Raw genomic sequence first — 14593 nt, 5'->3', positions numbered from 1 at the left:
CGCGCAGCAGTCCCGCGACGCTGAGGTGCTGGCGTGAGAACGGACCACTCATCAATACCTGCCTCGCAGCTTGAGAAGGTCGTGGCAGTATACTGATTCGGCTTCAAAAGTTTACGAAAGATTTTTTTCGGCTCAAAGCCAACTTATTGTTTCTAAAGCAGATATTTTTGCGGCGGGAATTGCTGTAGGCCCAGTAGCCGTCGCTCATCAGCCAGCCGTTGAACAGCGGCCCGAGCATGCGGGTGAGCACGGCCTTAGAGCGTGCTCCGATGGTAAAGACCGTGGTGGTGGCCGAGGTGAAGACCCACAACCACACGAGCTTGCCGGCTTCGAACCAACTGGTCTCATCGGCGTGCAGCAGGCCGCTGTCACGGGCTTGCTGAAGCAGTTGTTCCTCGACCACCGGCTCCAGCGCGCGCGCCGCTTCATGGAGGCATTGGTTGATGGTGGCGATCGAGAGCGCGAGGTTGAGCCAGTCGCCCAGGAATTCTTGGATGCGCCGACGCGAGAGGTGCATCCGGCTCGAGAGGGCGCAGATGAAGCTCAGCAGCCGGGGGCCCACCAGATGGCGTTCGCTCAGCGCGACCCCCCAGGCCTCATCCGCCGGCGTGTGACCGGGCTCGGCGCGGGTGACATGACCGCAGCCGCAGGTGCGCTCGTGATAGGCGTGCTTGGTCTGGATGAGCTCCAAGCCGATGCGCGCTTCACCCAGGTCACCCAGATCGAGCACGAGGTGGGCCTGGTGGCAGGCGCCGGGCGCCTGGTCTTGGAGGTCGCTGCCGCAACGCGCGCAGTGCGTCGGATGATGCGCGCGCACCTGGGTGATGGCAAACGTCTGGGTGCGGCCATGGCCGGGGGCGCCGGGGCGTTGTCCGGGGCGCTTGGGGGCCCGGTGTTCAGCGCCCGTGCTCGGTGTCGAATCGCTGGGGGTCGTCTCAGAGGCGTCGGCGGTCTCTGCAGCAGGATTGCCCTCGTCGTCTGCGCGGGCGGCGCTCGACTCGGGGCGCGGCGCCTGCGAGGCGGGGTCGCTAGGCGCTTGATCAGTGGCGTCGCGGCCATGACCGCCGCCCCGCTCCCAGGGCGCTTGGCTACTTGGCGGGCGCGAGCTGTTGTGCGGGGTCTGATCAAGGCGCTCGTGGGCGAGCTTCAGATCGGCGAGCAGCTTCTCTGAGAGCCCCTGCAGTTGGGCGTGGCTCAACGCGGCCAAGGCGTCGGCATCAAGCTGCGAAAGATCGTGTTTGCTCAGCTGCACGGGGGGCTCAGCGCTAGAGGAGCGACGGCGTTTGGATCGGAAGGAATTGGCGCGTGATCTTGCCATACCAAGTCAGCAGTTGTCTGTCCCATCCCTGAGTGCTGGGCAAAGGTTTCCGGGGGAGGGTCTGAACGCTTACTCGCCTGGGCTGTCTCCGTGCCGAAGGAATAGGTGGCACGAATGGTCATCGAGGCCATAGGCGAGAACGGGCTCCGAAGATGACGGTATGCGTATCGGTCGGCTCGCGCAAGGTATCGCCTTTCGATTAGGCCCTACCGACAATCAGGATAAATTGAGCTTACTGTTCTCGAAGTGGTTTGTGAACGATGTTTCCAAGCGACACCGCGACAGAGGTGACGCGCCGGCGTGATCGAAGGAGCAGGCGGCAGAACGACGTGTCGCTCACGCTAAAGCAGATCGCCGAGGCAGAACCCATTGCCATTATCCCGATGGGCGACCTGGGCCAGGAAAAGCTCGGCGGCGGCCAGTGCATCGTAGAAGGCGTTGTGGGCGCGGTAGCGGGGCAGGTTGTAGCGCGCGCAGAGGGCGTGCAGCCGCAGCTCGGAGGGGCGGAACGGGATGTTGCGGCGCTCGAAGGTGCGGCGCGCCAGGACCTCGGTGTCGACGGTACAGGCGAGCAGGCCGCTGCCGTAGAGCTCCCGACAGGCGGCATCGAGGAAGCCGATCTCGATCTCGGCATGATGGGCGATCAGTACGCGCCCGGCGAGGACGTCGAGCAGCTCGCGCATGACGCGCCCGAGCCGCTCGCCGGCGGCGGCCTCGTCGTCGGTGATCTGGTGGATCACGGCGCTGTCGGCCGGGATCGCGCCGTCGCAGCGGATCAGCCGATGGCGGGCGCTGCCGAGATCGATGCGGTGACCCCGGATCAGTACCCAGCCGGCGCTCAGGATCTGGTCGCGCTTCGGATCGAGACCGGTGGTCTCGAGGTCGAGCGCGAGATAGTCGACACAGCGGTAGTCCAGTGTCTTCTTCGGGAACGGACGGCTCAGATAGCGGTGCAGCGGTCCGTTCGCGATCCTCCTTAGGCGTCTGCGGCGGCGCCGTTCCAGTGGTGATCCCATCAGATCATTGGCGGACTGAGGAGGGGGTCATCGCAGACTCGGGCCGGGTTCGGAGCGGATTCGCGGCGATACTCTGTCGGGGCCGGGGCCGCTCAGGTGAAACGGCCCGCTTGATAGCGCTGCCCGAGTGTCTCCTGCATGCTGTTGATCAGGATGAAGGCATCCTTGAGATGCCCGCGCTCGAGCGGTGAGAGCCGTTCGGGCGCGAGGAAGTTGTCGGCGTGCTCGCCCTTGCTGAGCTGCTCGGCCTGGTGGCGGATGCGCAGCGTATTGATCAGCTCGAAGGCGTCGATGAGGTTCGCGGCGCCATCCTGGCTGAGCGCCTTGGTCGCGGCGGCCGCCTCGAGCCGCTCGACGGTATTGATCGGCTCCAGCCCGGCGGACAGCGCGTAGGCGCGCGCGAGATCGATGATGGGCACGGTGCCGCGATGCTTGAGATCGAAGCTGCGGTCGTGATCGCCACCGTGGATCAACACGAAGTTGCGGAAGAACCCCAATGGCGGCCGGTACTTGAGGGCGTTGGCGGCCATGTAGGCGATGAAGATGCGGTTGTCGCGTGAGAGCTCGAGCACCTGCTGGTGCAAGCCATCGTAGAGCCCGGCCGGATCATGCAGCGCGCGCAGATCGAAGAACACGCTGGCGAGCATCAGGGCCTTGGGCTCGGGGCGCTGAATCCAGTTCTCGAAGTAGCGCTGCCAGACCGCGAGCGGCTGGCGCCAGGTCGGGTTCTTCGCCATGACCTCGCCCGGGCAGTAGATGTAGCCGCAGGCGTGCAGGCCGTCGTTGACGCGCTCGGCGAGCTGGCGAAAGTAGTCATCGTCACCCTTGCTCATCGCGTCGGCGATCAGCAGCGCGTTGTCCTGATCGGAGTGCGATGACTGCTCGCGCCGCGCCTGCGAGCCGCCGACCAGCCACGCATAGGGGACCGGCGGCGGGCCGAGCTCGGCCTCGGCGAGCGCGATCAGACGCAGGGTGATGGCGTCGGTGATCGCGCTGACGGCCTGCCCGACATGGTTGCCGGTGGCGCCGCTGTTGATCAGCTGCACCTGCAGCTCGGGGATCTTGGCGCTGACCGCCTCGAGCTCGGCAACGGTCTTGGCCTTGTGGACGTCGCTGACGATATAGACGCCGCTGCTGCTCTGGAAGCGCGTGAAGTCGCTGGTCGAGAGCATGCCGAGCACCTGTTCGCCCTCGACGACCGGTAGATGGTGGACGTTGAGCCGGGTCATCTTCAGCAGCGCCTCGAAGCCGAGCGTGTCGGCGCTGATGGTCGAGATCGACGCGGTCATGATCGCCTTCACCGGGCGGTCGGTGGACAGGCCGGCGGCGACGCAGCGATTGCGTAGGTCACGGTCGGTGATGATGCCGGCGAGCTGGCCCGCCTCCATCAATAGCAGGGCCGATGCGCGCTCTGTCGACATGATGCCGGCGGCCTCGCGGATGCTGATCGCCGGGTCGGCGATGACAGGGCTGCGGCGGATCAGGTCTTGCGCGGTCACCGTCATCAGGCCGCTGCTCGTCGCGGTCTGCTCGGTTAAGACATCGAGCGCCTTGCGCAGGCGCTTGGTCGGTGCATCCTGAAAGTGCTCGGCCAGCTCGGGATGGTCGGTACAGAGGCGCTCGAAGCGCTCGCAGCTCAGCGAGTAGGCCAGGGTGTCCTCGACGGTCTGGCCCGTTAGGGCGCGCGACTCGCTATTGCCGCCGCAGGCATCGCTATAGAGGTCGCCCTCGGCCAGCTTGCCGGCCAACTCGCCCTCCTCGGTGCGCAGCTCCACGGCGCCGCGGCGCAGGATGTAGAGATGCCGGGCTTGATCATCGGCTGGCGGGAATGCGGAACCGCGTCGCAGATAGCGAACAGTGAGCTGCCGCGGTATCTGCTCGAGCGCTGCCTCGGGCAGCTGCTCAAACGGCGGGTGATTGGCGAGAAACTCTTGGATTTCGATCAGCTCGACATCCATAGCGACCGTCCTCGGGTGGTAAAGCGGTAGTGGTATCGGTTGCTCGCATGAGTATGCCGCAAAATCGTGCAGTTGCGACCTGTCTCGACCCGAGATCGTCGCTGATGCGAGGTCTGACTGCGGCCAGCAAGCGATTCGCGATAGCGTCTCGCGGATCACGGAAAACCGCAATGAAGATGGGTAAACCGACTATACTGGTAGGGTGAGCGAGAGGTGCTCGATACCCGGGCGCCGGCCGACCATCATGAGGAGGCAGTATGGTGACGGCGACAGTACAACGGGAACGCTGGGTTCTGGTAGCCCAAGGCCCAGTCAAGACCCCGATGCGAGACACAGCGAGTAACGAGGTCTGGGGGGCTCCACATGGGCGGCCTGAGCTCAGTGCGCAGCGGCTCAAACGTGAGCGCCGGCACGGGTGGGACTATGTACCGATGGACCTGTACTTCGATCCAGCGACCGCGGAGGATGGCTTCCAGTTCGCAAAGAGGCGTGCGCGTCCTGAGCGTCGTCGCGACCCGCTCGGGCGACGTTTCATGGTCTAGGTCTACGACCAGACCGCGGCTCGTCGCGAGGAGTCGCCGGTCTGCCAAGGGCGCGGGTTGACCACCGCCGCAACAGAAAAGGCCCCGCACATGCGGGGCTTCATGTTTGGAACGAGAGCCGGCCGTCGGCGTGGCCGGCTCTCGTGGGCGTTCAGCCTTAGTGGCTGGTTGCCTCGCCGGAGCCACGCGGCACGCGGACGTCTTCGACGAGGTGCTGGATGTGCTCCGGCGGCGGTGCGGTCAGCTTCGCGACGACGAATGCGACGATGAAGTTGACGATGGCGCCGACGGCGCCGAAGGCGTTCGGCGAGATGCCAAAGAACCAGTCGGGCCCCATGCCGAGCTCAGGCGCCAGGAAGGCGGTGCCCGGGATGAAGAAGATCCCCTTGTGCTGGAACACATAGAACAGCGTCACCGTGATACCAGCCAACATGCCGGCCACCGCGCCGACGTTGTTCATCTTCTTGTAGAAGATGCCCATCATCAACGCCGGGAAGATCGACGAGGCGGCCAAGCCGAAGGCGATGGCGACCGTTCCTGCAGCGAATCCGGGCGGATTCAGACCCAGGAATCCGGCGACGACGATGGCACCGGCCATCGCGATACGCCCCGCCATCAGCTCGTTCTTCTCCGAGATCCCCTTCGCGAAGACACCCTTGAGCAGGTCATGCGAGATCGCCGACGAGATGGCGAGCAGCAGGCCGGCAGCGGTCGAGAGGGCTGCGGCGAGGCCGCCGGCGACGACCAAGGCGATGACCCAATTCGGCAGCTGAGCGATCTCCGGGTTCGCGAGCACCATGATGTCGCGGTCCGGCCCTGGGTTCAGCGAGTCGCCTGAGCGGTGGAAGACCTCGCTGCCCTTGAAGCCAAGCGCCTCGGCCTCAGCGACGGTGGCCTCGTTGGTGTCGTTGTAGTACTGCACCAGGCCGTCGTCGTTCAGGTCCTGCCAGGCCAAGAGGCCGGTCTTCTCCCAGTTCTTGAACCAGCTGGGCAGCTCGTCATATGGCTGGGGCTCGAACGCGGCCAGGCCCTGCTCGGTGGTCTCGGTCTGCTGCACCATCAGGGTATCGGTGAAGTTTAGCCGCGCCATCGCGCCGACCGCCGGGGCGGTGGTGTAGAGCAGGGCGATGAAGACCAGCGCCCAGCCGGCCGAGTAACGGGCGTCCTTGACCTTGGGCACGGTGAAGAAGCGGATGATGACGTGCGGCAGACCGGCGGTGCCGATCATCAGCGATAGGGTATAGGCGAACATGTTCAATGTGCTGCCCATCACCTGCGTGGTGTACTGCTTGAAGCCGAGCTCGGTGACCACTTGGTCGAGCTTGGCGAGCAGCGAGATCTCGCCGCCACCGGGGGCGTAATTGCCGCCGAGGCCGATCTGCGGGATCGGGATGCCGGTCAGGGCGAGCGAGATGAAGATCGCCGGGATCGTGTAGGCCAGGATCAGCACGCAGTACTGGGCGATCTGGGTATAGGTGATGCCCTTCATGCCGCCGAGCACCGCGTAGATGAAGACGATGCCCATGCCGATGTAGAGGCCCATCTCGTAGCTGGTCTCGAGGAAGCGCGAGAAGGCGACCCCGATACCCTTCATCTGGCCGATGACGTAGGTGATCGAGGCCAAGATCAGGCAGATGACCGCGACGATGCGGGCCGCTTGCGAGTAGTAGCGGTCACCGATGAACTCCGGCACCGTGAACTTGCCGAACTTGCGCAGGTACGGAGCGAGCAGGAGCGCCAGCAGCACGTAGCCGCCGGTCCAACCCATCAGGAAGACCGAGGCACCGTAGCCGTTGAAGGCGATGAGGCCGGCCATCGAGATGAACGAAGCGGCGGACATCCAGTCGGCCGCGGTGGCCATGCCGTTGGCGACCGGATGGACGCCCTTGCCGGCGACATAGAACTCGCCGGTGGTACTGGCACGCGCCCAGATGGCGATGCCGATGTAGAGCAGGAAGGTGGCGCCGACGACGCCGTAGGTCCAGAAATCGAGAGCTGTCATCGATGGGGTCCTCAGGTTTCGTCGACGTCGAATTTCTTATCGAGTCGGTTCATCTGCCACGCATAGACGAAGATCAGCACCAAGAAGGTGTAGATCGAGCCCTGCTGTGCGAACCAGAATCCGAGCGGGTAGCCGCCGAGCGAGAAGTTGTTGAGCGGCTCGACGAGCAGGATGCCGAGCCCGTAAGACACGACGAACCAGATGATCAGCAGGATGGTCAGGAGCCAAAGATTGGCCTTCCAATAGGCGGAGCGTTTTTCGGGTGTCACCGCTTTGTCCCTCCCTCAGGAGATCAGATTGGTGAAAGGGAGGCTCCGCCCGCGTTGCAGCTGCGGGCGCTGACTGGGCCGGCCGAGCGTCTCCCCGTCATTATTGGCATTGGTTGTTTACGCGCTGCGCAGCCCGTTTTCGGGTTTGCGAGCGGTCGCGCATTGTGTTGTCCGGTACAATCCCCTGTCAACGATAAGGAGTATCGGCTGAAGGGTCTGAACCGCCGGGAAAAGTCGTAATCGCCCGAGGCGACGCTTAAGGGTGCCGCTGTTCGCGCCGTCGAGCGCTCTAGGCGGCTACGGCAAGCTGTCCGTTCAGGACCGCCCCCTGATCCGTTCGCAGTGCAGCGGCCGTCAGTGCGGTGCTTGTTCATCTTTCCGCCCCGCGCTCACGCGCCCTCGTGGCGCCGCCGAGCGGTTACAGTTCGTCTATTGCGGCAAGGCAGCCGATTCACTATTTTTTGGGCTACCAACCTCAGGATGCGATGCGATATCTAAGTACACGAGGCGGGGTCGAGCCCCTCAGCTTCGCCGAGGCGGTGATGATGGGGCTGGGGACCGACGGCGGTCTATTGGTGCCGGAGGTGATCCCGAGCCTGCCGGCTGAGACCTTGCGCGATTGGGCACAGCTCGATTTTCAGGCACTGGCCGTCGAGGTCCTGACGCCCTTCGTTGGTGATGCGATCCCGCGCGCCGATCTGACCGATCTGGTCGAGCGCTCCTACGCCGGCTTCACCCACCCCGAGGTGACGCCGGTGACCGAGCATGCCGAACGGCGCTGGCTCGAGCTGTTCCACGGTCCAACCGCTGCGTTCAAGGATGTGGCGCTGCAGCTGCTTGGGAACCTGTTCGAGTACCTGATCGTGCGCGAGGGCGGTGCGCTGCGCATCCTCGGCGCGACCTCGGGGGATACCGGGTCGGCGGCGATCTATGGCGTCCGTGGCAAGGCGGGGATCGACATCTTCATCCTGCATCCGAAGGGGCGGGTGTCGCCCGTGCAGGAACGCCAGATGACGACCGTGCTCGACGCCAATGTGCACAACATCGCGATCGAGGGCACCTTCGATGACGCCCAGCGTATCGTCAAGGCGCTGTTCAGTGATCTACCATTCAAGCAGGAATACCGACTCGGTGCGGTCAACTCGATCAACCTGGCCCGGATTCTGGCGCAGACGATCTATTACTTCTATGCTTGGGGCCGGCTGAGCGGCGGTGATCCGGAGCGCCGCCTGAGCTTCGCGGTCCCGACCGGGAATTTCGGTGACGTGTTCGCCGGCTGGCTCGCCAAGCGGATGGGGCTTCCGGTCGATCGCCTCATCATCGCGACCAATCGCAACGATATCCTGACCCGTTTCGTCGCAACCGGTGTCTATCAGGCGGGTGAGGTCTACCAGACGCTGAGCCCGGCGATGGATATCCAGCTGGCCTCGAACTTCGAGCGCTACCTGTACTATCTGCTCGATGAGGACCCTGCTGCGGTGCGGACGCTACTGCTCGAGATGGCCGAGACCGGTGCGCTGAAGGTCGATGGCGAGCGTCACCGCCGGGTGCGGGAGGACTTCGACGCCCGGGCTGTCTCCGATGGCGAGACGCTCGCCGAGATCCGCCGTGTCGAGCAGCGCAGCGGCTACATCCTCTGCCCGCACACGGCGGTGGGGGCCTGCGCAGCCGCTGAAGTTCAAGACGCGGTGGTGCTCGCCACCGCGCACCCGGCCAAGTTCACCGAGGCGGTCGTCGAAGCGATCGGCCGTGAGCCGCCGCCGCCGCCCTCACTGCAGGGGGTGCTCGAGCGCGAGACCCGCTGCGCCGAGCTGCCGGCCGACGCCGATGCGGTCGCATCCTTCATCCGCCACACACTCGGCGCGTCTGCAGTTTGAGCGTGCCGATGGTCACCGACACAGACCAGATCGACATGAGCCCCGACGACGCCCAGCGCATCCTGATCCTCGACACCACATTGCGCGACGGCGAGCAGACCCAGGGGGTCTCGTTCTCGCCCGACGAGAAGGTCAATATCGCCAAGGCGCTGCTCGAACTGTTGCGGGTGGATCGGATCGAGGTCGCCTCGGCGCGGGTCTCCGAGGGCGAGCTTGCGGCGGTCGCCCAGATCATCGACTGGGCGCACGGCAAAGGGCTCGACGACCGGGTCGAGGTGCTCGGCTTCGTCGACGGCGGGCGCAGTGCGGACTGGATCAGGCGTGCCGGCGGTCGGGTGATCAATCTGCTCGCCAAGGGCAGCGAGAAGCACTGCCGGACGCAGCTCGGCAAGACCCCGCAACAGCATGCAGAGGACGTGCTCACGAACATCGCGCTTGCCCAAGAGCGCGGGCTTGCGGTCAACCTCTATCTCGAGGACTGGTCGAATGGCTATGCCGATGATCCAGCCTATGTCTATACCCTTGTCGAGCGGCTGAGCAAGGCCGGGGTCGGGCATTTCATGCTGCCCGATACCCTCGGCGTGATGACGCCGGAGCGGGTCTTCGCCGCCGTCAGCGACATGATCCGGCATTTCCCCGAGCTGCGCTTCGATTTCCATCCGCACAACGACTACGGACTGGCGACCGCGAACGTCTTCGCCGCTGCCCAGGCGGGCGCAGCGGCGGTCCACTGCACCGTCAACTGTCTCGGCGAGCGCGCCGGTAATGCCTCGCTCGCCGAGGTGGTGGTCAATCTGCGCGATCAGCTCGGGATGACGATCGAGATCGACGAGAGCCATCTCGGCCATGTCAGCGAGCTGGTGCAGTACTTCTCAGGCAAACGCATCGGCGACAATGCTCCGATCGTCGGCGATGACGTGTTCACCCAGACCGCCGGCATCCACGCCGACGGCGACAATAAGGGCAGCCTTTATCACACTCGGCTCTCGCCGGAACGCTTCGGGCGTCGCCGCGTCTATGCATTGGGTAAGCTCGCCGGCAAGGCCTCGCTGGCGAAGAACCTCGAGCGGCTCGGGATCACGCTCTCAGAGGACAACCAGCGCAAGGTCTTGAAACGCATCGTCGAGCTGGGCGACTCGAAGAAGACCATCACCGCCGAGGACCTGCCATTCATCATCGCCGAGGTGCTCGAGAGCAAGGACTACCACCATGCTGAGCTGATCGCCTGCAATGTCTCCTCGAGCTTCGGGCTGGAGTCGACCGCCAGTATCAAGGTCTGCCTGCGGGGCGACGAGCTCACCGCGACCGGTCATGGCAACGGCGGCTTCGATGCGTTCAACAATGCCCTCGCGCAGGTGGTGAAACGGATCGGCCTGACGCTGCCGACCCTGGTCGACTACGAGGTGCGCATCCCGAAAGGCGGTCGTACCGATGCGCTGACCGAGTGCACCATTGTCTGGGCCGGCGAGCGCGGCCACTTCAAGACCCGCGGGGTGCACTCGAATCAGGTCTTCGCGTCGATCGGAGCGACCATGCGGATGCTGAATCTGGTGATCCACTGGTCCCTGAAGCCGAGCGATGCATCGGCCGGGACGCCCGCGGCGGAATCAGCTGCCTGAGCGCGCATCGCGTCTTGCGCTAACGCTCATGGCACGGTGCCACCCCGGACGATGAACCCCGCGTGATTCACCGTAATCGTCGCCGCTGTTGCTAAACCGCGTCCAGAGACAGAAACGCAATTTTTCCGCAGCAGGCGCGATCAACATTGCACATCCCAAACTGGACGCAGTGTATTCGCCGTGCCCGCTGCCCGCTGCCCGCTGCCCGCTGCCCGCTGACGCGCGCTCGCGCGAGGTTAGCAAGGCCCCAATCAGACCGCTTGCCTTGACTCTGGTGTCCTCATGAAGAAACGGCCGAATCTCATCATCCTGTCTCTGTTCTGGGCTGCGCTGCTTGCACTCGCGATGACCTTGATCGGCTTTCTGCCTCATACGCCGAACGATCTCAATGATCCCGCCGGCGGTGTGATCTGGTCGCGGGTGCTCTACCTGTTCTTCGGCTGGTTCGTCTTCGCCGAGATCGTGATGCTGATTGGCGGTCTGCTCTATATTGGCAGCACCAGGCTGCGCCGCGGGCCGAAACGCTGAGCCGGCCGCTCATACCGGTCGACAGGAGTGGACCGCTGCCCATGCCGTTGACCTGGGTCTCTGATGCCGATGGCCGCAGCGCTCAATCGGTTGGGGCGCTTCAGTCGGTCAGCGTTTCGGGCCTTGCGCTTCCCGGCAAGGGGGCCGTCGGCGAGGCCGTCCTCACTCTGCTTGCGCCTCGGCCCGGCTGGGGTGGGGCTCGGTCCAGGTTGAAGTGGGTCTGGCGTGGGAGCGACCTGTGATCAGGCGCCCGCCCAGAACCGGTCGAGGGCGGCAAAGGTCGCCTGCGGCTGATCCCAATGCGGGAGCCCGCGGTGCGGTGCGAGCCGCTCGGACTGCCAGTTGGCGTGACGCGCGACGAGATCGGGCAACTGCTCGAAGGTGACGTAGGGGTCGCGATCGGCGATGGCCAGCACAGGCAGCCGGGTCAGCCGCCCATAGAGGTTGTCGGCCGCATTGCGGGTGAAGAGCTGCGTCGAGAGGAAGATCAGCGGCGCGTGGCGTGCTCCCGGCTGATGGGAGGTCGCATAGGCATAGTCCAGCACGTCCTGCGGCGGCTCGTCCTGAAAGGATTGACCGAGGTAATAGCGGATGCTGCGTCGAGAGGTCACCAGATCGTAGAGCTTCTGGCTCCAGAGTCGGACGCTGAGGAGTCTGTGCGTGAGGCGCCCAACCAGCGGCGACGGCAGTGACCGCTGCGAGAGCCCGGTCGGCGAGACCAGCACGAGCGAGGCAATGCTCGCCGGCGAGCCTAGCGCGGCGCGGGCGGCGAACTCGGCGCTGAGCGAGAGGGCCAGTACGTCGGCGGGCTCTTGCACCACCTGCTCGAGCAAGGCGCGGATGGCATTGGCAAAGAGTTCGGCGGAATAGTCGCGCGGCGAGCGCTCTGAATGCCCGAAACCGGGCAGATCGATACTGTAGACCGGCCGTGAATCGGCGTAATGCTCGAACAGCGGCTTGACCTCGTAGGTGCTCGGTGCGGCATTGATGCTATGCACCAGCACCAGCGGCCGCCCGCTGCCGCCCCTGTCGTGATAGTAGGCGATGCGCCCCGCCTGATCGGTGTGGAGCTGGTCGCGTGGTGCCGCAACGGCGTCGGGCAATGGGATGGGTGTCGAGGTCGGATTCATAGCAAACAGTCGACGGACGGAGGTGATGGCCCGCGTTGAGCGCATGCGGCGAGCGGGACGCGCTCCGGCGGGACAATCCGTATAGGATACGCGCGAGGAGATCGATTGTCCGCGCCGACCCCGGAGGCCCGCGATGAATCCCGAGAAGGTTGTCTTCGGTTTCTTTATCCTGCTTGCCCTGACACTGAACTTCGGTTTCGTCTATGGTGAGATCGACAATCTCGCGCATCACCATCCGTGGGAGCTGGCGTCGGTTGTGGTGGTCAACCTGATCGCGACCGTGCTCAAGCTCGGCGATCGCTCGCAGATGGGCGCGGTGCTGTTGGCGACGAGCTTGGTGGCGATCCTGCAGCTGCTCGCCGCTGCGGTGATCTGGACCGTGGCCGCCCATGCCTCGGCCGAGGGCTTCAACGCCGGCGCGCTCTCCAGTGTCGTCTCCCTCGCCGCTGGCGCGATGGTGGCCAATGTGGTCTCCGTGATCCTGTTGATCATCGAAACGACGATGCTGCGGCGCTAGGCTGCGCCCGGCGCCAAGCGAAGACGGGCCCCCGGTGGACAGCATCGTCTTTCTGGTCCTGCGGCGCATGCGCGCGCCGCTCTTGACCCTGATCGTGGTCTATTCGATCGCGATCGTCGGGCTGGTGCTGATTCCCGGTCGTGATCCCGATGGCGGCACCTGGCACCTGAGCTTCTTTCACGCGTTCTATTTCGTCAGCTACATGTCGACGACCATCGGCTTTGGCGAGTTGCCGAGGGCGTTCAGTGATGCGCAGCGTATCTGGGTGACACTGTGCATCTATGCAACCGTGATCAGCTGGCTCTACTCGGTCGGCTCGATGATCGCGCTGCTGCAGGACAAGGCCCTGCGCCGGGCGATGGAGGAGCGACGATTTGCGCACCATGTGCGCCGGATCAAGGAGGATTTCTACCTGGTTTGCGGCTATGGCCAAACGGGGAGCGGGTTGGTGCGGGCACTGACCGACCGCAACCAGCGGGCCGTCGTGCTCGATAACAATCCCGAGCGGATCGATCTGCTCAGGCTCGAGCCGTTACGGGAGTTCGTCCCGGCGCTGCGCGCCGACGTGCGGCGTCCCGACAATCTCCTGTTGGCGGGGCTGCGCAGCCCTTACTGCGCCGGGGTCTTGGCGTTGACCTCATCGAACGAGGTCAACCTGAAGGTCGCGCTCGCGGCAAAGCTGATGCATCAGGGTGTCCAGGTCGTCTGCCGAGCGGATTCCCACGACGTCGAGGCGAACATGGCCTCGTTCGGGACCGATCACATCTATGATCCATTCGATATCTTCGCGCGCTATCTCGGTCGTGCGATCGACTCGCCTTGCCTGACCTCGCTCCAGGATTGGCTTGGTCGGCTGCATGGCTCGACCCTGCCGGACCCGGTCTATCCGCCGGCCGAGGGACTCTGGATCATCTGCGGTTATGGCCGCTTCGGCAAGGCGCTCTATGGCCATCTGGCCGAGCAAGGCGTGGAGCTGATCGTGATCGAGATGGAACCCGAAGCCACCGGTTTACCTCCGGGACCGCTGATCAAGGGCCGTGGGACCGAGGCGGTGACGCTGGAACAGGCCGATATCTACCGTGCGGCCGGACTGGTCGCCGGCACCGACAACGACGCGAACAACCTGTCGATCGTGATGACGGCAAAGCAGCTCAATCCGGAGCTGTTCACGGTCGTGAGGGAGAACCACCTGATGAATGATGGGCTGTTCCAGGCGGTCAATGCCGATATCCTGATGCATCCGAGCCTGATCGTTGCGCAGCGGATCCAAACCTTGCTCAGCGCGCCGCTGTTGATGGAGTTCGTGGCCCAAGCGGAAAAGGAGCCGGACAGCTGGTGCTGTGAGCTGGTCAGTCGGATCATCGCCCTGGTCGAGGACCGACCACCGAGTCTGTGGGAGCTTTCGGTCGGGACGGCGTTCGGTTACGCGGCCAAGTGCCTGGAGCCCTCTGGGGCGCGCCCGACGCTGGAGGACCTGCTGCGTGATCCGCGCAATCGTGACGAACCGCTGCCCGCGATCGTGCTGGTCCAGCGCTGTCAAGGTGAGCATTGGCCGTTACCTGCATTGGATCGGCCGTTGTGCGTTGGGGATCATCTCTTGGTCTGCGGCCGATCCGAGGCGCAGGGCTGGATGCAGTGGACATTGAACAACCCCGATGTATTGACCTATGTCGTCACTGGCGCGCAGCCGTCGCGCGGTGCACTCTGGCGTTGGCTCAAGCAGCGCCTGATGCAGCAGCATCCTGGCAGCTGAGGCTGGCGGCAGGCCAATGCAGCGGACCAAGCTGAGCGGACCAAGCTGAGCGGACCGGGCTGAG

At 64.7% G+C, this 14593-nt stretch carries 12 protein-coding genes; 6 read left to right on the top strand and 6 right to left on the bottom strand.

Going from position 1 to position 14593, the window contains the following annotated elements; all coding sequences use genetic code 11:
- Positions 1-103: 103 nt before the first annotated feature.
- The 3 genes from CKO40_RS17855 to CKO40_RS17845 all read right to left on the bottom strand — a co-directional run bounded on the left by CKO40_RS17855 (position 104) and on the right by CKO40_RS17845 (position 4292).
- Positions 104-1252 (bottom strand): IS66 family transposase, encoded by a 1149-nt coding sequence (locus CKO40_RS17855; RefSeq protein WP_200347804.1) that lies wholly within the window; start codon positions 1250-1252, stop codon positions 104-106.
- Between the two features lie 407 nt (positions 1253-1659).
- Positions 1660-2334, bottom strand: coding sequence for a 3'-5' exonuclease (locus CKO40_RS17850; RefSeq protein WP_200347803.1), 675 nt, complete (start codon positions 2332-2334; stop codon positions 1660-1662).
- A gap of 92 nt (positions 2335-2426) precedes the next feature.
- Positions 2427-4292, bottom strand: coding sequence for a DUF294 nucleotidyltransferase-like domain-containing protein (locus tag CKO40_RS17845; RefSeq protein WP_200347802.1), 1866 nt, complete (start codon positions 4290-4292; stop codon positions 2427-2429).
- A 323-nt stretch (positions 4293-4615) separates the two neighbouring features.
- Between CKO40_RS17845 and CKO40_RS17840 the strand changes: the two genes are divergently transcribed.
- Positions 4616-4834 (top strand): hypothetical protein, encoded by a 219-nt coding sequence (locus tag CKO40_RS17840; RefSeq protein WP_200347801.1) that lies wholly within the window; start codon positions 4616-4618, stop codon positions 4832-4834.
- 157 nt (positions 4835-4991) lie between these two features.
- Here the strand turns inward: CKO40_RS17840 and CKO40_RS17835 are convergent, their stop codons facing one another.
- Both CKO40_RS17835 and CKO40_RS17830 read right to left on the bottom strand, forming a co-directional pair.
- Complete coding sequence (locus tag CKO40_RS17835) at positions 4992-6836, bottom strand: sodium:solute symporter family protein (RefSeq protein ID WP_200347800.1); 1845 nt, start codon at positions 6834-6836, stop codon at positions 4992-4994.
- A gap of 11 nt (positions 6837-6847) precedes the next feature.
- Entirely contained in the window at positions 6848-7105 is a 258-nt protein-coding gene (locus tag CKO40_RS17830) for a sodium/substrate symporter small subunit (protein ID WP_200347799.1), read from the bottom strand.
- 485 nt (positions 7106-7590) lie between these two features.
- Here CKO40_RS17830 and thrC point away from each other — a divergent pair, with 485 nt between their 5' ends.
- The 3 genes from thrC (at position 7591) to CKO40_RS17815 (ending at position 11129) form a co-directional block, all read left to right on the top strand.
- Positions 7591-8982, top strand: coding sequence for a threonine synthase (gene thrC, locus CKO40_RS17825; RefSeq protein WP_200347798.1), 1392 nt, complete (start codon positions 7591-7593; stop codon positions 8980-8982).
- Between the two features lie 8 nt (positions 8983-8990).
- Positions 8991-10601, top strand: a complete 1611-nt coding sequence (locus CKO40_RS17820) for an alpha-isopropylmalate synthase regulatory domain-containing protein (protein WP_242477155.1) — start codon at positions 8991-8993, stop codon at positions 10599-10601.
- A gap of 282 nt (positions 10602-10883) precedes the next feature.
- A complete protein-coding gene (locus CKO40_RS17815; protein ID WP_200347797.1) occupies positions 10884-11129 on the top strand; it encodes a hypothetical protein in 246 nt (81 codons plus the stop codon).
- A gap of 242 nt (positions 11130-11371) precedes the next feature.
- On the opposite strand, the gene CKO40_RS17810 is transcribed toward CKO40_RS17815, so the two are convergent.
- Complete coding sequence (locus CKO40_RS17810; protein ID WP_200347796.1) at positions 11372-12259, bottom strand: alpha/beta fold hydrolase; 888 nt, start codon at positions 12257-12259, stop codon at positions 11372-11374.
- 133 nt (positions 12260-12392) lie between these two features.
- Between CKO40_RS17810 and CKO40_RS17805 the strand changes: the two genes are divergently transcribed.
- Entirely contained in the window at positions 12393-12776 is a 384-nt protein-coding gene (locus CKO40_RS17805; RefSeq protein WP_200347795.1) for a DUF6394 family protein, read from the top strand.
- A gap of 34 nt (positions 12777-12810) precedes the next feature.
- Complete coding sequence (locus tag CKO40_RS17800; RefSeq protein ID WP_200347794.1) at positions 12811-14529, top strand: NAD-binding protein; 1719 nt, start codon at positions 12811-12813, stop codon at positions 14527-14529.
- Positions 14530-14593: the final 64 nt, after the last annotated feature.

Source organism: Halochromatium glycolicum, assembly GCF_016584085.1.
Taxonomy (GTDB): Bacteria; Pseudomonadota; Gammaproteobacteria; order Chromatiales; family Chromatiaceae; genus Lamprobacter; species Lamprobacter glycolicus.
This window is presented reverse-complemented; position numbering and strand designations above follow the sequence as displayed.

What these genes read in the sequence shown, in the direction of transcription:
- CKO40_RS17850 (WP_200347803.1), bottom strand. Translation starts at nt 2,334, where the DNA reads ATGGGATCACCACTGGAACGGCGCCGCCGCAGACGCCTAAGGAGGATC.
- CKO40_RS17845 (WP_200347802.1), bottom strand. Translation starts at nt 4,292, where the DNA reads ATGGATGTCGAGCTGATCGAAATCCAAGAGTTTCTCGCCAATCACCCG.
- CKO40_RS17840 (WP_200347801.1), top strand. Translation starts at nt 4,616, where the DNA reads ATGCGAGACACAGCGAGTAACGAGGTCTGGGGGGCTCCACATGGGCGG.
- CKO40_RS17835 (WP_200347800.1), bottom strand. Translation starts at nt 6,836, where the DNA reads ATGACAGCTCTCGATTTCTGGACCTACGGCGTCGTCGGCGCCACCTTC.
- thrC (WP_200347798.1), top strand. Translation starts at nt 7,591, where the DNA reads ATGCGATATCTAAGTACACGAGGCGGGGTCGAGCCCCTCAGCTTCGCC.
- CKO40_RS17820 (WP_242477155.1), top strand. Translation starts at nt 8,991, where the DNA reads ATGGTCACCGACACAGACCAGATCGACATGAGCCCCGACGACGCCCAG.
- CKO40_RS17815 (WP_200347797.1), top strand. Translation starts at nt 10,884, where the DNA reads ATGAAGAAACGGCCGAATCTCATCATCCTGTCTCTGTTCTGGGCTGCG.
- CKO40_RS17810 (WP_200347796.1), bottom strand. Translation starts at nt 12,259, where the DNA reads ATGAATCCGACCTCGACACCCATCCCATTGCCCGACGCCGTTGCGGCA.
- CKO40_RS17805 (WP_200347795.1), top strand. Translation starts at nt 12,393, where the DNA reads ATGAATCCCGAGAAGGTTGTCTTCGGTTTCTTTATCCTGCTTGCCCTG.